Consider the following 22,559-nt stretch of genomic DNA (forward strand, 5'->3'; position numbering starts at 1 on the left):
ATCCGAATCAGCTCACTTGACCTTACAGCCTGTTCTTAATACGCATGAGTGCATTGAAGACTGGAATGTAGATTTGGACGACGAGGACTATGTACTCAGGATCATATCCCATGAGCTAAAACACCATCAAATTATCGAATTGATTAATCAATACGGCTATGAATGCCGTGAATTAAAATAATTTAAATGAAAGCAAACGAAATTATCCCTTTTACCGGCTACCAAAAAGCCGTTATATTTATTCTTGCAATTACCCAGTTTACGGTTATTCTGGATTTTATGGTCATGTCGCCTTTGGGCGACCTTCTGATCAAGTCTTTGGATATGAAACCTTCTAATTTTGGAGTTGCGGTTTCTGCCTATGCTTTTAGCGCTGGTATCTCTGGTCTTCTGACGGCAGGCTTTGCTGACCGTTTTGACCGGAAAAAGCTCTTGTTGTTCTTTTACAGCGGGTTCATTATTGGAACAATATTTTGTGGAGTTGCACAGTCTTATCAGGTTCTGGTTGCTGCCAGGATCATCACTGGACTGTTTGGAGGTGTGATTGGCTCCATTTCTATGGCCATCATTACTGACCTTTTTGCTTTACAGCAAAGGGGGCGTGTTATGGGGTTTGTAACAATGGGTTTTGGTGCAAGTCAGGTTTTAGGTATTCCTATAGGATTGTATATCGCTAATTTATGGGGTTGGGAAGCACCTTTTTTAATGGTTGCAGGAATGGCTGTGATGGTAGCAATATTTATTGCAATTACACTTAAACCTGTGACTCAACACCTGAAACTGCAAAATGATAAATCTGCCTTTACACATTTATGGCATACGGTATCCAAACGGGATTACAGAATTGGGTTTATGGCTACTGCTGTATTGTCGATTGGTGGCTTTATGATGATGCCTTTTGGAAGTGTATTCGCGGTAAATAATCTGCATGTTACAGAAAAACAACTTCCTTTACTGTTCATGGTATCGGGTGTAAGCGCGCTTGCCGTTATGCCATTGGTTGGCCGTTTGAGTGATAAAGTAAGCAAATATAAATTGTTTGCTGTAGCTTGCTTTTGGATGATTGCGGTTTGTGTGATCTATACCAATTTGTCAATAACACCGTTTTGGATTGTACTGGTGCTCAACGTAATGATGATGATGGGAGTTATGGGAAGAATGGTTCCTTCACAGGCCTTAATGAGTGCAGTACCCGAAATGGAAGATAGAGGGGCATTTATGAGCATTAATGCTTCCCTTCAGCAAATTGCCGGAGGAATTGGAGCTGCAGTAGCAGGTATGATTGTATACCAGGACAACAAATTCAGTCCTTTGAAAAACTATGATATTGTGGGTTATGTGGTCTTTGCGATATCATTGATCAGTATTTATCTGATGTATCGGGTAAATGAGGTAGCTAAAAAGAGAGCAAATGAAAGACCGCTCTTAGCTAAAGAGGAAGCTGAAGAAATACTAATCGCAGCAGAGTTTTAAAAAAAAAGCCCTCAATGAAATTCATTGAGGGCTTTTTTTGTGCAGGACTAATATCCTGTATTTTGTTTTAGTTTTTTATTGGCGTCTAATTCTGATGATGGAATTGGGAAAAGCAGTTGGAAATCCTGTACAGTAACATTATTTACTGCTTTTTCAACTTCCTTATATTTTCCCAGACGGATCAGATCCCAGCGTCTATGCCCTTCAATGCAAAGCTCGCGGGAACGATCCTTAACCAAGGAGTCTACAAATGCAGCAGATGTAGGTGTATTGGCAAGACTTAGTTGTTGTGTTGGTAAAGTCAGACCTGCACGTGCTCTAACCGCATTTAAGCCATTAAATTTAGCTGGATCTGCCGGGTTTACCATGTTCATTGCCTCAGATTGCATCATCAATACATCTGCATATCTCAGAACAATCCAATTTACCCGGGAGTTATTCGTACCCGCAACCCATTTAGGATCTTTAAATTTCGAGATATAAGGTGTAACAGTAGTATTTGCTGCTGTATTGGATACGTTCCAGTTTTTCCGGATGACATCGTCTTTGGTGTAGGTGTTGTTGAACAGGTTCAGGTTGGCAACAAATGATCCGGAACCCTTTACAATAGCAGGAGAGAACATTCTGATAATAATGTTCTGGGTTGTACTGTTGTCATCTCCAAATTGTACGTCAAAGATGTGTTCTGTTTGAGTTGGAAAATACTTAAGGTCGCAATTAAATACGTCAGAATAGTTATTCATCAGTTTATAAATACCTGAATTAATAACTTTATTGCATGATGCAAGTGCATTTTGACTGTCATTAACATCAGCAAATGTTGTGCTACTGCGTTGCAGATAAACCCTGGCAAGCATTGCAGACGCCGCGCCTGTGGAGACCATTCCTTTAATGCTAATTTTGTTCTCTGCGTAGCAATTGGCTTCTGCGAATTTAAGATCCGAAATGATCTGCTCATACACTTTTGCTGCTGGAGATTTATCCGGGTAAAGGTTTGGATCCTCAAGGCTTTGGATTGGTTTCAGTACTATTGGCACATCGCCAAAACTTCTTACAAGGTCAAAATATGCCATGGCGCGAAGAAACATGGCATTGCCAATGATATTATTTTTTGGGGCATCATCCATATTGATGCCAGGAACATTGGCAATGACGTCATTTGCCCGGCTAATAAGTTTGTAACTGTTTTGCCACCAGTTCTGGATCTCAATATTAGATGCTGTATACTGTAATTTATACAAATCAATACGTTCCTGATTTTGCGTGAGTAAAGGGACAAGACCATCTCCAGTCAGTTCAGTAATCAAATAGATGGTGCGCTGATAGTAGGCTTGTGGTTGTAGCTGGCTTAGTACACCATTTATGGCGAGTTGAGCATCAGCAGCTGTTTTATAAAAGTTAACCGGTGTTAAAACACTATAAGGCTTTTCTTCCAAAGCTTTTTTGCAAGAGGCAAAAAACAGAGGGACTAAAGCTAAAGCTATAAATATTTTTTTCATCTCATTATTCTGTTAAAGGTTAAAAACCAAGTCTTAATCCCAGGGTATATGTCCTGATATTTGGATAAGGGTTGTAGTCAGTTCCCAGGGAAGTGAAATTTCCTGCAGAATTTGAATAAGAGTTCACCTCAGGGTCATATCCTGAATATTTAGTGATCGTAATCAAATTCTGTCCAGTCACATAGACGCTAGCCGTTTTGAATACAGAAGACATTTTGGGCAGAGGAAGGTCGTAAGTCAATGTAATTGTTTTAAAGCGTAGATAGCTTCCGCTTTCCAAAATATCGCTTGTTGGGCCAAGTCCTCTTCTCAAAGTACTGCCTAAACTTGGTAACGTATTGCTGGTGCCTTCTCCATTCCAACTATTGGTTAATACATAGGCTAGTTTATTATCGGATAAGGTTCCATTCTCAATTTCTATCTTATTTTCATTTAAGATCTGATTTCCATACACACCCTGTAATAGAATAAACAAGTTAAATTTGCCTACAGTCAGGTTGTTGGATATTCCATAAGAGAATTTAGGTAATGCCTGCCCGATAATGGTCCTGTCTGCATCGTTGATCAAGTGGTCACCATTCAGATCTTTATATTTTGGATCTCCTGGTTTAACAGGGGTAGTGATGCCACTTTGTGAAATCTCCTGAGCACTCTGCCAGATCCCGTCAAAGACGTAACCATAGAAGGAACCTATTGGCTTGCCTACCTGCAGAATAGCGGCACTTCTTCCGCCAGGATAAAGACTCGAACTTACGTTACCCGTTAACTGTGAATTTACACCTCCAAGATCTAGTATTTGGTTGATGTTTCTTGAAAAGTTAAGTGTAGTAGACCATTTTACTTTCTCCGATTGAATATTTTGTGTATTCATTGAAAATTCAAACCCCCTATTACGAACGGCACCGATATTATCAATAACAGTTGTGAAACCACTGGTTGATGGTACAGTGCGGTTAAATAATAACTTGGTGGTTTTCTTGTTGTAATAGTCTGCAGTAAAACTAATCCGGTTTTGGAACAGTCCTAAATCAAGACCTGCGTTATAAGCAGTGGTGGTTTCCCATTGTAAATTTGGATTTCCAATGTTGTTTGGTGATGCACCTACTATACGGCCATTAGAATAATAAGTGTTAAAAGAATATTGCTGTAAAGGGGAGTATGCCGGTATATTTGAATTCCCCGTCAGACCATAGCCAAGTCGTAATTTAAGATCGCTGATCTTTTCGTTATCTTTCAGGAATTCTTCAGAAGAAACTCTCCATGCTAAAGCTCCGGAAGCAAAATTTCCCCATTTATATTTTTCTCCTAATGGAGAAGAACCATCTCTCCTGTAGGAAAGTGTAACCAGGTATTTGTCCATTAAACTGTAATTTACCCTTGCAAGCAGGGATGCAAGGGCCACTTTATTTGCAGTTGATGTTGCTGTTGTACTTCCACCAACACTTAAATTATCTGTACCTAAATTGTTTGTAGTTAATGCCGTTGCAGTTGTTGTATTGCTGCTAAACTTAAACTCCTGATAAGTGAAACCAACCACGGCGCTGATGGAGTGGATCTTATTTAAGATGGTATTATAGCTTAATGTGTTTTCGTTTAACCAGCTTAAATTCTGTGGATTAACGATTTGGGCGTAGCCATTTGTACTTGCACCTAAAAAGGTTGTATTTGGCCTGAAAGTCTGTTCTTTAGAGAAACGGTCATCTGTACCAATACTAACTTTGAGTTTAAAATTCTTAATGAACTCGTAGTCTGCAAATGCATTGGCAAACAAGCGCAAGTTAGTGATGGAATTGGTATTCAAAGTAGCAGCTGCTATTGGATTACCCAATGTGTTTGTATAACCCGCCGGACTGTTTTGGTAAGTGAATGCTCCATTGGTGTCATAAATTGGAACACCAGGGTTGATCCGTAAGGCATCAAGTAAAGTACCTCCGCCTGCACCACCTGTTGTATTCACATTTGCCAGGTTTTGCTTATCGTAGGAAATCTGAGAGTTTAAACCAAAATTAATCTTCTTGCTTACCGCCCGGTTAAAATTGTACCTCATTGTTCCACGCTGATAGCCTGAATTTAAGATAATTCCTTTTTGATCGAAATAGTTAAAGCTCAGCAAGTATTTGGTGCCATCCGAACCACCCATCATAGAGACGTTTGCATTTGTGATAGGTGCGGTTTTAAATAATGCTTTCTGGTAATTTGTTCCTTCCCCCAGTGCATTAATCTGATCTTGAGTATAAGGAATAGGCGTTTGTGTGGTGTTGTTTTGGTTCAAATAGGCGGTTACCTGGTTCAGATAGCTGGCAAACTCGCTGGCATTCATCATATCAAGTGTTTTGCCAACTTTTTGAAAGCCAGAATAGACATCTGCATTGATTACGTTTTTTCCGCCTGATCCAGACTTTGTGGTAATAATGACAACTCCATTTGCTCCCCGGTTACCATAAATAGCGGTAGAAGAGGCGTCTTTCAAAATGTCTATAGAAGCTATATCATTGGAATTTAGCGCGGTGATATCTGCACCTGCATAACCATCTACAACATATAAAGGATCACTGCTAAAATTAATGGAGTTTGTTCCTCTTACACGCACGCTGAAAGCGGCTCCCGGCTGAGAATTGGTTTGTGTTACCTGTACACCACTAACCTGGCCTTGCAACATTTGAGCAGTTCCAAAAACAGGTGTTTTATCCACATTGGTTAAACCAACAGATGCAACAGAGCCCGTTACATCTTTCTTTCTCTGGGTACCATAACCTACTACAACAAGTTCGTTCAGGTTTTTGGAATCTGAAGTTAATTGTATATCTATTTTAGTCTGATTTCTTACCGAAACCTCCTTTGGACTAAAGCCGATAGAAGAAACGATCAGTACGGAGCTAATGTCAGGAACGCCAATGGAATACCGGCCGTTAACGTCTGTAGACGTTCCGGTATTTGTACCTTTTACTTTGATACTTGCTCCCGGTAGTGGGAGATGATTTTCATCAGTAACCGTTCCTGTTATAGTGATTATTTGTTGATTGCGGGTTGCGTTGAAAGAGATACCATTGTCCAATTTACCGCGTGCAGGATCAGGGGCCGGCTTGGCCCATGCATTTCCGATTAGGGGTAAACTGAAGACAATTTGTAAAAACGCAACCTTACATACTTTCGAATGTAAAAGTCTTGATTTCATGATTTTTAGGTGATAAGTTTTTTAATGTTTTTGTGTTAGTGCTGTTAGTAATCAGCAAAGACTATGAGCCGTCCGTTATTTTCATAGGGCTTTGAATTTGGTAAATATTTTGGTTAGAATGTATTGGACCTATACGGTCTATAATCAAACATAAGTTGATTATTTGAACACTTTTCACGTTTTAACCAGTTTATTTACGGAATCGTTTCCGCCAGCTACAAAATAAATCTTGGAAATTGTATGCAAAAATCTTAAGCCCAGGTCATTAATTCATCTAAAAAGGCAATTTGACGCTCGTTGATCTTCAGTCGGGCTTCTGCAAGATCAAACCACCTAGCCTGATCTATCTCTGGAAATTGTTGAATCTTACCTGATTTAGGGGGCCACTCCAGATCAAAAGTATTGCAGACAATATTGGCAACTTCCAGTTCCCCGGCTATCGCCCAACCATATACTGTTTTGCCACCTTTTTGAATTATTGGATTTAAAGGCCTAAAGTTGCCGGAAGGCACATAACCTGTTTCTTCCTGAAATTCCCTTAACGCCGTCTTTAACAGTTCCTCGTCGTTTTCAGACTCGCCCTTAGGAATAGTCCACCAGCCGGCATCTTTGTTTTTAAAGAAAGGTCCGCCAGGGTGTACCAGTAAAACCTGGAGCTGATCTAGTTTCTTTTTGTAAAGTAATATTCCTGCACTGATTTTGCCCATGTACAAATATATTATAGTTCTAATGTTTTATATCTTGTTATATTTTATATTAGCGCAATAAAATCATTTCAATTTATCCATGGACTCCCTGCCAGAACAAAATGGTCTCTCAATTGTATCCAACTTTAAGGCAGGAAATGAGGGAGCATTTGATCAGCTTTTTAATCATTTGTACAGTCCATTATGTGTATTTTCCCAGCGGATAGTGAATGATCATTTTGCTGCTGAAGATATTGTACAGGAAGCCTTTGTGAAATTATGGGAAAGACATGCTGACTTTGATACTTTCCCTGCCATCCGTTCTTTTCTGTACATTACGGTGAAAAATGCTGGTTTTAATTTTTTGGAAAAAGGTAAGGTAAAGCAGAAGCATCAGGACTATGTACTCAAACATGACCTAAGTATAGAACGAAGTATTCTTCATGGTATTATAGAGGCAGAAGTCCTTCATAATATTGTTTCTACTATCGAGACTCTTCCAGAGCAATGTCAGCGTGTCATCAAAATGACTTTTTTAGAGGGCCTTAAGCCTAAAGATATATCAGCTAAACTTGGTATTTCAGTGAGTACAGTCAATAATCAAAAAATGAGAGGACTATCTCTGTTGAAAGAAAGACTTACCCAACGGGATTTCTTATTTTGTGCAGCCGTGATTATTCATGGTTTCTGGAAATAATAAAAAATATTTTAAGAATCTTTAGATAAAATAAGGGGAGTTCCTGTTCTATATGCAAAACAGGTACTTAATATGGAAGAGCAGGAAGTTCAGTATTCCTTTAGAATTGCTGGCTTAATTACAAGATATATGAATAACAGCCTTGATCCGTTGCAGCAGGAGGAACTGATGCAATGGATCAATGACGATCCTGCTAACGAAAGCCTATTTAAAAAGTTAAACAGTCGGGATGGGCGGGATCATTATCTAAACGGCCTTAATTCCTTTCCGGCAGTAAACGCATTGGTTAGGGTAAAAGACAGGATACATGGTACCTCTAAGGTGCTGAAGATGAGAAGACGGAAACAGAAGTGGGTGTATGCATCTGTAGCGGCAGTATTATTGCTGATCTCTATTGCCAGCTGGTTTGTAGTGGAAAACAAAACAAACGATGACGAGCTGCGCTATGCTACTGAAAGTATTTCGCCAGGAAGAACTGTAGCTACACTCACTTTATCTAACGGAAAAAAGATAACCCTTGATAGTATAGCAAACGGTAGGTTTGCTGAACAGAGTGGTGTTTCTATTAGTAAAACTAAGGATGGAAACCTTGTTTACCAATTTAGTGAACAGCGTACAGGGGTAGATAATGATCAGTTTAATAGCATAGAAACCCCAAAAGGAGGAACTTACCAGATCAACTTACCGGATGGTACTAAAGTATGGCTCAATGCGGCGTCTTTATTAAGATTTCCAGTGCGTTTTTCTCAAAAGGAAAGACGTGTTGAGTTGGCTGGGGAAGGCTATTTCGAAGTTGCCAAAGATAAAAGCAGGCCATTTTTTGTTAAGAACAATACTCAGGAAGTCAAAGTTTTAGGTACGCATTTCAATATTAATGGATATAGCGACAATACATTTGTACAAACTACGCTGATTGAAGGTTCTGTCCAGGTTTCAAGTTTCCAGGAGGCATCAGATATTGAGCATGTTGTATTGAGACCAGGACAGCAATCGGAGTTAAATTCGGGCAATTTTATTGTAAAACCAGCTAATATCCAAGAAGTTATGGCCTGGAAAAACGGAAACTTTCTTTTTGATGCGATGGAGTTAAGCAATATACTAAAACAGCTTAACCGCTGGTATAATATCAATGTCGATTATAGCGGTGTTCCGAATCTTCGCCTTACGGGTTATATATCCAGGAACGAGTCTCTATATCGCGTTTTGCAAATGCTTGAAATTACCGCAAATGTGAAATTTAAAGTGCAAAATAAAGTTTTGAAAACCTCGATTAAAAAATAGATGCCTATGTAACAGCGATACTATAGATATGCCGGAAACTCTTAAGAAGAAATTTCCAAAAAAAATAAACCGGCTGCGCAGCCACGCAGTCCGGTTTTATTAAGGCAGCAAGACCGCAATTAAACGCAAATTCAACTAAACAATCAACCACCTTAACCTTCCAAAGATATGGAATTCATTATTCTATGCAATAACCTGCATGGCCCTAAGAAGAATAGCCGGTGCCTCCGGTTTTTAAAATCTAAAACGATTTTAATTATGAAACTCACTGTAATCATTTTAACCATTGCTTGTTTGCAGGTTACTGCAGCTGGCTATTCTCAGCAAGTTACGCTCTCGGAAAAAAATGGGTCTTTAAAAGATGTGCTGTTAAAGATCAGAGAACAAAGTAAATACCAGATCCTTTTCAATGACAGCTGGCTACTCAAAGCAAAGCCGGTAAATATTAAGATTGATAAAGCCTCAATAGAAGAAGTCATGGATCGCTCTTTAGAAGGACAACCATTTGATTACCTGATTTCTGATAAGACGATCCTCATTACGCTAAAGGAAGTTAATCTTCTAGACAGGGTAATGAATTACATCAAAACGGCTGAAATTATAGGTAAAGTATTGGATGAAAAGGGAATTCCTATGCCTGGTGTAAGTGTTAAGGCACGAAAAAGTGGAAAAGTAGCTATTACAGATCAAGACGGTAATTATAGGCTCCTGGCAGAAGACAATGACATACTTATTTTTTCTTATGTGGGATATCGTTCTACTGAGCTGCAGGTAAAAGACAGGAAGATGATCAATGTTACCATGGAACCTAATCCTGCGCAGCTGGAACAAGTAATGGTTACCGGGTATCAAACGATCTCAAGAGAACGCGCAACAGGTTCGTTTACCCAGGTGGGTAGGGATGTGTTGAATAGCCGTCCTGTTTCAAACTTATCTACTGCTTTACAAGGAATGGTAGCTGGTATGCAAGCTAAAGAGCGGGCAGACGGTAGTGTAGATTTTTTGATTCGGGGAAATACCTCCTTATATGCGGATAAAAGCCCATTGGTTGTGGTAGATGGTTTTCCAGTATCAGCGAGTGATTTTTCTGATATTAACCCAAATGACGTTGAATCTGTTACTGTGTTGAAAGATGCCGCTGCTGCTTCAATTTGGGGTGCCCGGGCAGCGAACGGGGTTATCGTGATTGTAACCAAAAAATTAAAAGGAACGAGCAAACTCAAAGTAGAAGCGAATGTCTTTACGCGTATTTCTAATAAGCTCAATCTGGATCAGGTGCTTACCCAGGCCAATTCGGCAGATCAGGTGGCTTACGAAAGAAAAGCATTTGACAACAACTGGACTTTTTTTCCTTACTCCGGTTCATTTGGTGATATCTCCAATTCGCTAACCTTGGCACAGGAACTTTTATATGCCAATAAGAATGGTACCTTAAGTACTGCTGATATGAATGCTGGGCTTGATCGTTTAAGTAAGATAAGCAACCGTTCCCAGATTAAAGATTTGTTGCTGCAAAATGCAATTCTTGATCAGTATAACGTGAACCTGCAGGCAGGGACAGAAAAATCAAAGAGTTATGCATCTATACTTTATGAGAAAAATAAAGGCAATTACGTGAAGAACAAATATGACAGATTCAATTTAAATTTCAATAATAGTTATCAGCTGGCCACCTTCCTTAATTTTAACATTTCTGCCAATCTTCAGTATAAGAGGGCAGAAAACAGTGGTGCAACTATAGCTGAAATTCAGGACCTTTCTCCATATGAGATGTTGCTCAATCCGGATGGAAGTTATGCAACCAATCTAAATACGTATAACCGGGAACAGCTCGCCCTGATTCCTGCTTCAAAATTTCCCTATGCTGATTGGTCTTATAACCTGTTGCGCGAGGTCAACGGAAGAAAACTGACAAATCAGAATTTAAGTGCGAGAATACAAACAGGGTTGAATTTGAAAATCACAAAAGGTTTAACTTTTGATACTAAATTCCAATACGAAAGAGCAAAAGTAGATTACAAGGACTATTATGATGAGAGCACATTTTTTGTGCGAAGTCTGGTAAACAGTATGACCGAATACAACGATAATACAAAAACTGTAGGTAGATCCTATATTCCAAAAGGGGGTATTTTAAAAGGACGTACCGTACTCAATGATGATGGATCAACAACTAACTTACCCAATACAGATTTAGAAAGTTTTCTGGTGCGTAATCAGCTGAATTTTGATAAAACCATTGGATCCAAACATAGTATTTCGGCTATTGTGGGTATGGAAATTTCCCAGTCGACCTTAAATACCAGGATTAATCCTTACGCCTATGGATATTCAGAAGATAAACTGCAGGCCACCGTTCCTCCATATGGGTATGGAAGTTCTTTGGATCAGTTTACAGACTTTGAAGGCAATTCTGGGGTAATTGTTCCTGGTGGAAATACAACCTTTGGCTGGACACGAAATAAATTTGTTTCTTTCTATGGAAATGCTTCCTACAGCTATGATAATAAATATACCTTAAGCGGAAGCATACGTAGTGATGCATCTAATTTTATTACAGATGATCCAAAATTACGCTGGTCTCCATTATGGTCGGTTGGGGCAAAATGGAATTTGAAAAATGAAGATTTTATGGATAACATGAAGTCAGTTAACCGCTTGGAATTACGTTTAACTTATGGAAAGAATGGAAATGTGGAAAGCTCAACATCTACAAAAGCCCTGTTAAATGTTGGCACCAGTCTGAATTCAAGCACGGGAACCATTACGGCTACAATTGCGGATAATGGAAATCCATTTTTACGTTGGGAAAAAACAACCAGCGCAAATTTAGGTGTTGACTTTGCCTTGTTTAATAACAAACTTTTCGGAACCATAGACCTCTATAATAAGAAGGGTGATGGAATTATTGGTGTGGTAGCGCTACCTGCAGCCACTGGAACGACGAGCCAGAAATTCAATAACGCAGGTATAACCAACCGAGGTATTGAGATTACGCTAGGTACAAATGTAGATATTCCAAATACCCCAATTCACTATACAACCTCATTTAATTACGCTTATAATTATAATAATATCAATAGTTTATATAATCCACCGCTTTATGTGTACCAAATGATAGAGGGAGCCTTTGTACAGGGCAAGCCAGTAAATTCTATTTATTCGTTTGAATACAGAGGTATGAAAGACGGTGTGCCTCAAGTTGCAGGACCGAATGGAACATTGATCTCTTTTAATGATCTGGCACCATATAACAGGGGGCTTGGTTTGCCTTTTCTCAAGTATGAAGGAACTTCAACACCTCCACATACATTAGGCTGGGTTAACAACATCAAGGTTAAAGACTTTAGCTTAACAGCCGTTTTCATAGGGACACTTGGTGGAGTATACCGCAACCCTGTTTTTGATTACGCGGCTACAGTGGGCTTTGGGAAGACCTTCGTCAATAAATACATCAGCGAAGTGTTGGCAGGTAACCCAAACCTTCCTGGATTTGCACTTCCAAATGAAACTAGTACTTATCGTTGGGACCGTTATGCACCAAATCTGAGCAGTCTGGTTGAAAGCTCTTCATATATTGAATGTAAAGAGCTTACGCTTGAATACACACTTTCCAAGAGAATAACAAAAGCACTTAACATCAATAATATTAGAGTTTTCGCTCAAACCAGGGATCTGGGTATGATCTGGCATGCGAACAGTCAAGGTTTTAACCCAGACTGGCTGCCTGGAACAGACAGGCCACAGCAAAGTTATACATTCGGTGTAAACCTTCAATTTTAAGATCTGAACAACATGAAAACAATACAATCAGTCATTTTAATTACCGGGTTGATTCTATTTGCAGGGTGTAAGAAATACCTTTCAGAAGAACCCAAAAAACAAGCCAGTATCCAAACGGTAGAACAGCTAGAAGCATTGGTTGACAATGCGACTGCCTTTGCCTATGTCACCAGTCTTACTGCAACTTATTCTACTGACGATGCAGAAATCACCAAAGAATTGTACAAGAACAATCCTTCTGCTTTTACCATTGATAACATGCAATACTATGTAAATAGTGTGAGTGGGGTAGTTGGTGCAGCAGCAGATGCATTATGGAATGGAGAATATAAAAAGATATTCACTGCAAACTTAATACTGGCCAATATCGACCAGGTTACTGGCGATGAGACCATCCGTCAACGTGTAAGAGCGGATGCGTATTTTATTCGTGCCTATTCTTATTGGGTGCTGGCCAATTATTACTGCGCACCCTACAGCGATGCCAATTTAGGTTCTATGGGCCTTCCTTTAAAAAAGACAGTTGACTATACTGAGCCACTTAAACGGGCAACACTGAAAGAGACTTATGATTTTATTCTTTCGGATATTGCAGAGGCACAAAAAGTAGCTAACGATGATGTCGATCCTGTAAGAGCATGGCGGGTGAGTAAAAAAGCGATTGCGGCATTTATGAGCCGATATTATTTATTCACGGGTAATTATGATCAAAGCCTGGAGCAAGCTGCAAAGGCACTTGGAAGTATCAATGCAAAGCTAGTGGATTACAAAACCCTGAAGCCAGGTATTTCCAAATCTTACACCAGTCCGGCGGCAACGCTAAACTACGTGGAACAAAACGACTGGCAACCGGCAAAATTTTTGTACTGGCCAGAATTCTATTATACCCGTTATACCTATACAGCCTCTCAGTGGTATCTTCCAAGTAAAGCCTTGCTAAATTTATACGATACACAAAATGATCTCCGCTATAAAAGTTTTATGATTCCAAATGGTGGAAGGAGAATGTCGGTTGTTATTCCAGCAGCATTCAGGTATACAGTATTTAGCGATGGAAAATATTTACCGGATGGGCCAACCATTGCTGAGGTGCTTCTGAATAAAGCAGAAGCATTGGCACGCAAAGGAGACGCCACTGGCGCAATGGATGCTGTAAATATCCTTCGTATGAAACGAATGAGTACCTATATTCCATTAACAGCAAGCGGTAAAGACGAGGCAATTAAAAAAGTTTTGGAAGAAAGAAGACGAGAAATGCCCTTTTCCATGCGCTGGTATGATATCCGCCGTTTTAGTGTAAATGATTACCCAGGAGATAATGTAACTGTAACCCGTGATTTCTTCAATGTATCCATCGGTGCTGTAGATGTCAATTCACCAAAAACCTATACATTGGATACCAAGCGTCTGCTGGTACCAATTAATGGTGTTGAAATGGATGCCAGCAAGGGCCAAATACAACAAAATGCTTATTAACGAACCTTTTAAAACACCATAAAGATGAAAATAATCTTAAGAATTTCTGTTGCCGCAGCCTTGATGCTTCCGCTCTCTCTGTTTGCGCAGGAAAAAAATAAAACGATAACAGATGCGGCTGTTCTTACAAAGCTGAAAAGAGCTGTTGAAGCCAATCCAAATGATTTAAAAGCTCACGAAGAATATATTAAAGCTGCGGGAATAGAAAATCCGCAAACCCTGGTACAATATGAAGCCTGGCAGAAAAAATTCCCTACATCAGCTGTTGTTCCTTATGCTGTTGGCGCAGCTTATGCGGATGAGGAAAGCCCGAAAGCAAAACCTTATCTTTTAAAAGCGGTCAAAATAGACCCGAAATTAGCTAAAGCCTGGAGTAATCTGTGGATTGATGCAGAAAGATGGGGCCAATTTGATCAGGGGCGAGACTATCTTGCCAAAGCGACAGCGGCAGAGCCTGAGAATCCAGATTACGCGTTTTATTATTCTGGTTCTTTTGCAACAGTAGACCGGAAAAGATACCTGCAGCTTACCGATGAACTGGTGAAACACTTCCCAACAAGCGAACGTGGTGCTCAGGCCTTATATTGGCTGGCGCAACGTTCCCCTGAGAAAGCAGATAAATTAAAAGGATTTGAGGTATTAAAAAACACCTATGCCCCAGAAAAATTTAGCTGGTCTTCCAGTGGTATGTCTTCTTTCTATGACCTGCTTTTGCAAGAAGATCCGAAAAAAGCGGAGGATCTGGCCAAAGAACTCAGGGCTAAAAAGGTAGAAGGACAAAACTGGGCACAATTAGAGAAAACAGCCAGCAGTTTTGTAGAAACAAGATCCCTGCTGGAGCAGAAGAAATCAAAAGAAGCTTTAGACATTATCCATAGTATTAAACTACCCCGTTATTTTGGCTCAAATAACACTTTGTTGTTGTTTAAAGCGCAAGCAGCGGAAATTGCTTATAGCCCGGCTGCGGGATATGATACGCTGATCAATGCCTTTGCAAAATCACCTTCGGTAGCCATTAAGAAGCAACTTGTGACTTCTGGAGGCAAAGCTGGAAGGTCTGCAACTGAGATAGACGCGGATATCTGGAAAGCGATTGATGCCAAAGCAAAACCAGCGACACCCTTTACCCTTAAAAAATATTTAACATCCGGCTCGGCCTCCTTGACGGACTATAAAGGTAAAGTGGTGTTGTTGACGTATTGGTTTCCAGGATGTGGGCCATGTAGAGGCGAGTTTCCTCATTTTGAAAGCGTAATCCGTAAATTTAAAGGGCAGCAGGTTGATTACATCGGGATTAATATCGTTCCGGAGCAAGATGAATATGTCGTTCCATTTATGAAGTCCAGCGGTTATAGCTTTACACCAATTGCCGATGTAAAAGATAGGGCTAAAGGGAATCTGGACAATAGAGGGGGAGCTCCAACTAATTTTCTGATTGATCAAAACGGACGTGTTATTTTTTCTAATTTTAGAACAGATGGCGACAATGAACAAGATTTGGAGCTGATGATCAACCTGGTACTTAAAAATGGAAAACAGGGATGAAAAACAGATTTAAAATTGTAGTTATTGGCTTTGTGTTGTTTGGACTGAACACCGGCTTTGCTCAGCAAAAGACGGGTATGGTTATTTTAAGTGGAAAGCTTAAAAACTTTAGTAATCAGGTTGATATAGAGGACTTGTCTGAGTTTCAATATTTGTTGCCGCCAAAAGGTGAGCGGATTATCATTCCAGGTAAAGATGCCAGCTTTAAGATTAGTTTTCCGGTAAAAGCAGCGAATTATTTCCGTCTTGGCCGCAATACGTTGTATTTAAGCCCAGGCGATAACATGGAAGTTGTTATCGATAAAAATAATCCAAGAAATGCTTCTTTTAAGGGAAAAGGAGCAGAAGCCAATAACTACCTCAGAAATACCCCATTTCCCAAAGGCGGTTCTTTCCTTGAGGCGGGCAAACTGGTTAAAGACACACCTGAAGCCACTATTGCGGCGGTAGAGGCGAGCGCAGAAACGAGAAGAAAAGAATTGATGTTTGCAACGGGATTAACAGCAGAATTCAGGCGTTTGGAAACTGCAAGGATTAAAGCAGACCTGATCAATAGTCTGTTGAGTGGAGAAGACTATAGTAGTATGATTCTTAAGCTTAAAGCTCATGATGCTGAAATCTATGCTTTACGCTATAAGGAAGCGATAAAGTCAAAAGTAATGACTTACGGCCGTAATTTTGTAGACGCTTCACTCATGAAAATGACCGTGTACCGGGACATTGCTAATGACTTGATTAATGACAGTACGGATATTAAACTTGCACAACCCATTAAGGATTGGTATAAGGCAGAAGAACTGGTGGGAGAGATGGAAAAAGCTAAAAACAAATCCGAACTGGCTAAGTTTAAAGAGCGGATTGCACAAATTAAAACGGTTCTTTATAAGAAAGCAGCCAATCAAATGCTGCAGCAATTGCTTTCTTTCGGAAAAGGAGATGAGGCTCTTGATTTTACAGCAAGAGATTTGAATGGATTGCCTGTAAAACTAAGCAGTTTAAAAGGCAAGGTCATCTATGTAGATCTGTGGGCTACATGGTGCGGGCCATGTATGCATGAAATGCCTTATTTTGAAAAACTAAAGGTAGAATATAAAGATAACCCCAATATTGTTTTTGTCTCCCTTTCCCTTGATGACGACGCTGAGGTGTGGAAGAAGAGTGTGGAGAGCCGTAAAGCAGATGGCCAGCAATGGCTGATCGATAGGAATAAGTTACAAGCTTACAATATTGTAGGCATTCCTAGAATCCTGTTGATTGACAAAAACTTTAAGGTGGCGGATATGGATGCGCCTGCGCCCTCATCGGCAGATGCTCTTAAAGCGATTAAGCAGCTGCTTTAAAATAAAAAATCCCCTGCCGGCTCGGCAGGGGATTTTTTATTAAGGTTTAACCCCATCATTGGTCATTATAACCGGTTTTATATAACCATCCTGATCAAAGTACATGCGATCGATGCAGGTTACCCTTGCGTTACCATCTGTTTGATCTAGTGGTCTTCTGTGGTATACAATAAACCATTCATCTTTTTTTGCAGAGCCCATTACAGAATGGTGGCCCGCACCTGTGGCAATTTTAGGATCTTGTTGTAAAATCTTTCCCACCCTTTTGAAAGGCCCCATAGGAGAATCTGCGATTGCATAAGCTACGCTGTAATCGGGGCCTGTCCACCCACCTTCAGACCACATAAAATAATATTTTCCCTTACGGATAAACATAAAAGGGCCCTCAACATAGTTTTCAGGAGTGATTTCTTTAAACACCTGGCCATCTTCCATTGGTGAAAAACCTGTAAAGTCATCTTTAAGCCTGGCTATATTACAGTGTTTCCAGCCACCATATATCAGGTAATATTTGCCATCCTTATCTTTAAACACAAACTGGTCAATGGGTTGTGCACCATTGTGGAATTGGCCCACCAGCGGATGTCCAAGGTAATCTTTAAAAGGCCCTTCTGGTTTATTGGATACCGCTACACCAATTCCACCTTTTTCCTGGTTATTCTGGATATCGTTTGCCCCAAAGAACAAAAAGTACTGGCCATTCTTTTCAATTATGGAAGGCGCCCAGACTGCACGTGTAGCCCATTTTACATCTGCTGTATCCAGTACTTTGGAATGTTTGGTCCAGGTGAGCAAATCTTTTGATGAGAATGCATCAAAAAATACTTGTTTGCCATAAGGAGCAGAGTAGGTTGGGTATACCCAATAGGTCTTATTGAATATCGCACCTTCTGGATCGGCATACCATCCAGGAAAAATTGGATTGCCGGATGTTTTTCCCCGGCTTTGTTTTTGGGCATAGGTAAGAGCTGCTGTTTGCAGCATGAGCAGGAGAACTAGAGTTCGTTTCATTATAAATGGTTTAGGTCAATAAAAAATTGTCATAATGACAATTTTGTTTATATAAAATATTCTTTTTTCGAGTTAAAAGTCGTAGTTTTCTTCTTTGAAACCAAATATAAAACGTTTTACTAAATATTGAGCTATCACAAATAACACACTATAACGTAACACAACTGAAACTAAAATGAACAAGAAAAAGCTAAGTATTCTATCGCTTGGTGTATTGATTGCAGGCCTAACCACGGCCCAGCAAAAGCACAGCACCAATTTCGTAGTCAAAACAAGTGCAGCTACAGTAAAACGGCATAACTACAAGACAAAGGCCGAAGAGACCTACACCAATATCAATCGTTATTTTACAGACAAGAAAACCGGATTGTATTTTGAAACTACAGATACGGTGCACAGGGAAAATATTCATTCCTGGTTATGGCCCTTGTGCGCGCTGATACAGGCCGCTAATGAAATGGAGCGTTTGAATCCAGGAAAGAAATATATGGAACCAGTGGTGAAGGCCATAGACCAGTATTACAATAGTAAGAAACCTGCAGCTTATCAGGATTATGTAACTGCTGAGCGGTTGAGTTCGAGGTTCTATGATGACAACCAGTGGATTGCCATTGCTTATCTTGATGCTTACAGGAGGAACCATAAACCAAAATATCTGCAGGTAGCAAAGATGATTTACACCTTTATGATGTCTGGTGCAGACCAGCAAGCGGGAGGTGGGCTTTACTGGAAGGAAGGAGATCATTCTACTAAAAATACTTGTTCTAACGGGCCAGCCATACTGGTTGCGCTCGAGCTTTATAAAGTCACTAAAGAACAACGCTACCTGAAAGCGGCAAAAGAGGTCTACGACTGGACCAGTAAAACCTTGCAGTCTGAAGATGGTCTGTTCTACGATAACATAAAAATCCCTTCTTTAAAGCTTGATAAAGCCTTTTATACTTATAATGTAGGTACTATGCTTCAATCTAATGTATTGCTTTATGAGATAACCAAAGAGAAGAAATACCTGATTGAAGCCCAAAAAATTGCAGGTGCTGCTAAAGATTATTTCTATAAGAAAGACCGTCTTCCTTCTCATTACTGGTTCAATGCGGTTATGCTGAGGGGTTATGCTGCACTTTATCAAATTGACCATAATAAGGACTGGATCGATTTTTACAAACAAGATGCTCTAGAGATTTGGGAAAAAGAAAGGGATGAGCATGGTCTGTTGGGTAAAAAAGATACAAAATCATTAATTGATCAGGCAGGTATGAGCGAGATCTATGCACGACTGGCTTTATTAACGTCTAAAAATTAAAAGAGCATCGATGAAATTATCTTATTTTAGATCAGGACGGTCAATTTTAGCACTGTCCCTATTGTTATTCGCCTGTGGTTACCAGCTAAAGGCAAATAGTTTTCAGGATAGTCTTAAAGGGGGACCGATACCCCCAGAGATTGAAAACCCGGAATGTCTGGGCATCAATAAAGAAGTTGCTCATGCTACGTTGATGCCGTATGCCAATCTGAAGGAGGCTTTAAATGCAAACAGACATGCGTCCAGTTATGCTAAAAGTCTGAATGGTAATTGGAAGTTTAATTGGGTAGACTGGCCACAAAAACGACCTGTAGATTTCTATAAGCCTGGCTATGATGTTTCTTCATGGAAGGATATCTCTGTTCCTTCAAATTGGCAGGTTCAGGGCTATGGTACTCCAATCTACAGCAACTATAATTATACCTTTAAATCTGACTTTCCTCACGTTATGGGGGAACCGCCAAAACAGTTTACCGCTTATAAAGAGCGTAATCCTGTAGGTAGCTACCGCAGGGATTTTGAACTACCTGTACAATGGCACGGAAACCGTATTTTTATGACCTTTGATGGTGTAGATGCTGGTTTTTTTCTTTTTGTAAACGGCCAGAAGGTGGGTTATAGCGTAAACAGCAGGAATGCCGCAGAATTTGACATCACTAAATATGTGAAATCAGGGAAAAATGTGGTAGCAGCAGAAGTTTACCAATATACCTCAGGTAGTTATCTGGAAGATCAGGATATGTGGCGTTTAAGTGGTATTTTCAGAAATGTTACCCTTTGGGCAGCACCAAAGCAGCATATACGTGATTTTTTTATCAAAACGGACCTTGACGAAAATTATCGCGATGCAAGACTTAACCTCAATACTAAAATCAGGAACTATAATGACAAATCTGTATCGGGGCAAAAGCTAAAAGCTTTATTGTATGATGGAGGTCAACTCATAACCAGCGCAGAGAAGCTGCTTCAAGTGATTAAAGGAAACGGAGAGCTCAAAACAGATTTGAGCTTCAGTGTGAAAGACCCTATCAAATGGACTGCTGAAACGCCAAAATTGTATACTCTTGTGGTGCAGGTCATTTCCGGAGGAAAGATTATAGAAACCATTTCTTCCCGTATGGGATTTCGGAAAATTGAAATTAAAGGCAGATCATTCCTTGTCAACGGAAAAGCCATCAAATTGAAAGGAGTGAACCGCCATGAACACTGGCCTGAGGTGGGGCACGCCATTACAGAGGCTCAAATGCGTCGCGACCTGGAAGTGATTAAACAAGGCAACTGCAACCACGTTCGCACTTGTCATTATTCTGATGATCCACGATGGTACGAACTCTGTGATGAATATGGCATTTATCTGGTTGCAGAAGCAAATCTGGAATGCCATGGAAATATGGATAAATTTAATGAGGAGCCAAGGATCAAAGCAGCGATTATAGACCGCAACGTAGCCAATGTAGAGAACTTCAAGAATCACCCATCGGTAATCATCTGGTCGTTAGGCAATGAATGCGGATCAGGCGGCAGTAATTTCAGAGCCGCTTTAAATGTTATAAAGTCAATAGATTCTACAAGGCCAACACATTATGAAGGCTTTGGAATTGGAGAAAAGAACCCCGCCGATATAGATAGCAGAATGTATTCCAGTCCGCAATCTGTAGAAGAAAGTGCAAAAGATGAACACTTGAAAAAACCATACTATCTCTGCGAATATGCACATGCGATGTTCAATTCGATGGGGTCAATTGGCGATTATAACGATCTGTTTGATAGATATCCTGCTTTACTTGGAGGAGCTGTATGGGAATATCAGGATCAAGGCCTATGGAATCGGCGCAATCCGGAGCATCCTATCCTCGCTTTTGGTGGTGGCTTTGGGGATTTTCCTAACGATCACTATTTCATCCATAAAGGTGTTGTTGCTTCAGACCGTTCTCCGAAACCGCATTATCCGGAAATGAGGCATGCTTATCAGTGGATCTCTATTAAATCGAGCGGAGCGGATTCATTTAACATCAGAAATCGCTACCAGTTCACCAATCTTGATCAGTTTAGTGGTGCCTGGAGCATTTCAGAAAATGGAAAAGAAATTCTGAAAGGAAAGATCGAAAAACTAAAGGTGAGTCCTGGGGAAGAAATGAACGTACGCATTCCTTACAACATCACGCCTAAACCTGGAGCAGAATATTTTATCCGAATTTCTTTTGTGCTGGATCAAAACCAGATCTGGGCAGCTAAAGGATATGAGATAGCGGCTCAACAACTGGAACTTCCGGTTTATCGCACGGAACTGATTGCCAAAAGAATATTGAATCCGCTTATTTTGACCCAGGAGGGGAATACAGTAAAGATAAAAGGCACAGGCTTTAACCTTGTTTATAATAAACAGAAAGGAACTTTTACTAGTATCAACACCCATGGAGTGGAAACGCTTTCCGGAGAGGGGGGACCTAAACTGCATCTATGGAGGGCTCCCCATCAGATAGATGATATGTGGGCAAACAAAGGATGGGAGAAAGCCGGAATCAAAAACCTGAAATGGCAAGCATATCAAACAGATATTGCTCAGGTGTCTGCTACAGAGATTCACATCGCTACTGTGTTAAAAGGCGAGGGTAAAAATGGTTTTATTGCAGATCACCAGGTTACTTACACCATCAAAGGTGACGGAACGATATTAGCAGACAACAAAGTTTCTTTTAGCGATCCAAATCTTGCACTGGCTAGAATTGGTGTACGTATGTTCCTGAATTCTTCTTTCCAGAATCTGCAGTATTTTGGGAGAGGCCCAATGGAAAATTATTCCGATCGGAAGAGAGGTTCCGATATTAGTTTATATACCTCAACTGTAACCAAAGAACTGACGCCTTACGAAAAGCCTATGGAAGGAGGAAACCACGAAGACGTCCGCTGGGTTAGTCTCTCCGATGGTTCAGGATCTACTTTGCAGGTAGAGGGCAAAAATAACCTGCTCCAGTTTTCCAGTGTTCCTTATAGCGATGAGGAGATGGATCAAACTGAATACAGAATAGATTTGCCGAAGACTAAAAACACGGTTTTATGTATAAGCTCCAAAACGCTTGGTGTTGGTTCAAACGGGTGTGGTCCACGGCCACTTGAACCTTACATGCTCTATGCAAGACCAGAGCATTTTAGTTATGAAATTAAATTTTTGTAGAATAAAAAAGAGAGGCTGTCTTTTGAACAACCTCTCTTTTAATATATAGATTTTATTCTCCCAGGAGTTCTTTTATTTTGTTCGTAAATCCCTCTCCTCCAGAGCTGTTTCCAAT

14 protein-coding genes are annotated in these 22,559 nt (G+C 40.1%); 10 read left to right on the top strand and 4 right to left on the bottom strand.

All coding sequences use genetic code 11. The features are described from left to right. Nucleotides 1-181: hypothetical protein (locus DBR11_RS29885; RefSeq protein ID WP_108553009.1), on the top strand; the 181-nt coding region annotated here is incomplete at its 5' end. A 5-nt stretch (nucleotides 182-186) separates the two neighbouring features. Further along, nucleotides 187-1,473 (top strand): MFS transporter, encoded by a 1,287-nt coding sequence (locus DBR11_RS12545; RefSeq protein WP_108553010.1) that lies wholly within the window; start codon nucleotides 187-189, stop codon nucleotides 1,471-1,473. 47 nt (nucleotides 1,474-1,520) lie between these two features. Here DBR11_RS12545 and DBR11_RS12550 read toward each other — a convergent pair whose 3' ends face one another. The 3 genes from DBR11_RS12550 to DBR11_RS12560 form a co-directional block, all read right to left on the bottom strand. Beyond that, nucleotides 1,521-2,972 carry a RagB/SusD family nutrient uptake outer membrane protein gene (locus DBR11_RS12550; RefSeq protein WP_108553011.1) on the bottom strand — a complete coding sequence of 484 codons (1,452 nt, stop codon included), beginning with the start codon at nucleotides 2,970-2,972 and terminating at the stop codon, nucleotides 1,521-1,523. A gap of 19 nt (nucleotides 2,973-2,991) precedes the next feature. Then, complete coding sequence (locus DBR11_RS12555) at nucleotides 2,992-6,147, bottom strand: TonB-dependent receptor (protein WP_108553012.1); 3,156 nt, start codon at nucleotides 6,145-6,147, stop codon at nucleotides 2,992-2,994. A gap of 251 nt (nucleotides 6,148-6,398) precedes the next feature. Next, nucleotides 6,399-6,854 carry an NUDIX domain-containing protein gene (locus DBR11_RS12560; RefSeq protein WP_108553013.1) on the bottom strand — a complete coding sequence of 152 codons (456 nt, stop codon included), beginning with the start codon at nucleotides 6,852-6,854 and terminating at the stop codon, nucleotides 6,399-6,401. Nucleotides 6,855-6,933: 79 nt separating this feature from the next. Between DBR11_RS12560 and DBR11_RS12565 the strand changes: the two genes are divergently transcribed. The 6 genes from DBR11_RS12565 to DBR11_RS12590 all read left to right on the top strand — a co-directional run bounded on the left by DBR11_RS12565 (nucleotide 6,934) and on the right by DBR11_RS12590 (nucleotide 16,955). Continuing rightward, nucleotides 6,934-7,530: an RNA polymerase sigma-70 factor gene (locus DBR11_RS12565; protein WP_108553014.1), complete on the top strand. Its 597-nt coding sequence runs from the start codon at nucleotides 6,934-6,936 to the stop codon at nucleotides 7,528-7,530. A gap of 72 nt (nucleotides 7,531-7,602) precedes the next feature. Then, nucleotides 7,603-8,811, top strand: a complete 1,209-nt coding sequence (locus tag DBR11_RS12570) for a FecR family protein (RefSeq protein WP_108553015.1) — start codon at nucleotides 7,603-7,605, stop codon at nucleotides 8,809-8,811. A gap of 258 nt (nucleotides 8,812-9,069) precedes the next feature. After that, entirely contained in the window at nucleotides 9,070-12,594 is a 3,525-nt protein-coding gene (locus DBR11_RS12575) for a SusC/RagA family TonB-linked outer membrane protein (protein ID WP_158275280.1), read from the top strand. Between the two features lie 12 nt (nucleotides 12,595-12,606). After that, complete coding sequence (locus tag DBR11_RS12580) at nucleotides 12,607-14,070, top strand: RagB/SusD family nutrient uptake outer membrane protein (RefSeq protein WP_108553017.1); 1,464 nt, start codon at nucleotides 12,607-12,609, stop codon at nucleotides 14,068-14,070. A 24-nt stretch (nucleotides 14,071-14,094) separates the two neighbouring features. Beyond that, the gene (locus tag DBR11_RS12585) at nucleotides 14,095-15,615 is read left to right on the top strand and encodes a TlpA disulfide reductase family protein (RefSeq protein ID WP_108553018.1); all 1,521 of its coding nucleotides are present in this window, start codon (nucleotides 14,095-14,097) and stop codon (nucleotides 15,613-15,615) included. Next, nucleotides 15,612-16,955 (top strand): TlpA disulfide reductase family protein, encoded by a 1,344-nt coding sequence (locus DBR11_RS12590; protein WP_108553019.1) that lies wholly within the window; start codon nucleotides 15,612-15,614, stop codon nucleotides 16,953-16,955. The genes DBR11_RS12585 and DBR11_RS12590 overlap by 4 nt, the downstream gene beginning before the upstream one ends. Nucleotides 16,956-16,994: 39 nt before the next feature. Here DBR11_RS12590 and DBR11_RS12595 read toward each other — a convergent pair whose 3' ends face one another. Further along, nucleotides 16,995-17,966 (bottom strand): glycoside hydrolase family 43 protein, encoded by a 972-nt coding sequence (locus tag DBR11_RS12595; protein ID WP_108553020.1) that lies wholly within the window; start codon nucleotides 17,964-17,966, stop codon nucleotides 16,995-16,997. Between the two features lie 175 nt (nucleotides 17,967-18,141). Between DBR11_RS12595 and DBR11_RS12600 the strand changes: the two genes are divergently transcribed. Next, complete coding sequence (locus tag DBR11_RS12600) at nucleotides 18,142-19,269, top strand: glycoside hydrolase family 76 protein (protein WP_108553021.1); 1,128 nt, start codon at nucleotides 18,142-18,144, stop codon at nucleotides 19,267-19,269. Between the two features lie 10 nt (nucleotides 19,270-19,279). Beyond that, nucleotides 19,280-22,444, top strand: coding sequence for a glycoside hydrolase family 2 TIM barrel-domain containing protein (locus DBR11_RS12605; RefSeq protein ID WP_108553022.1), 3,165 nt, complete (start codon nucleotides 19,280-19,282; stop codon nucleotides 22,442-22,444). The last annotated feature ends 115 nt before the right edge of the window (nucleotides 22,445-22,559 follow it).

It is taken from the genome of Pedobacter sp. HMWF019, assembly GCF_003061025.1.
Taxonomy (GTDB): domain Bacteria; phylum Bacteroidota; class Bacteroidia; order Sphingobacteriales; family Sphingobacteriaceae; genus Pedobacter.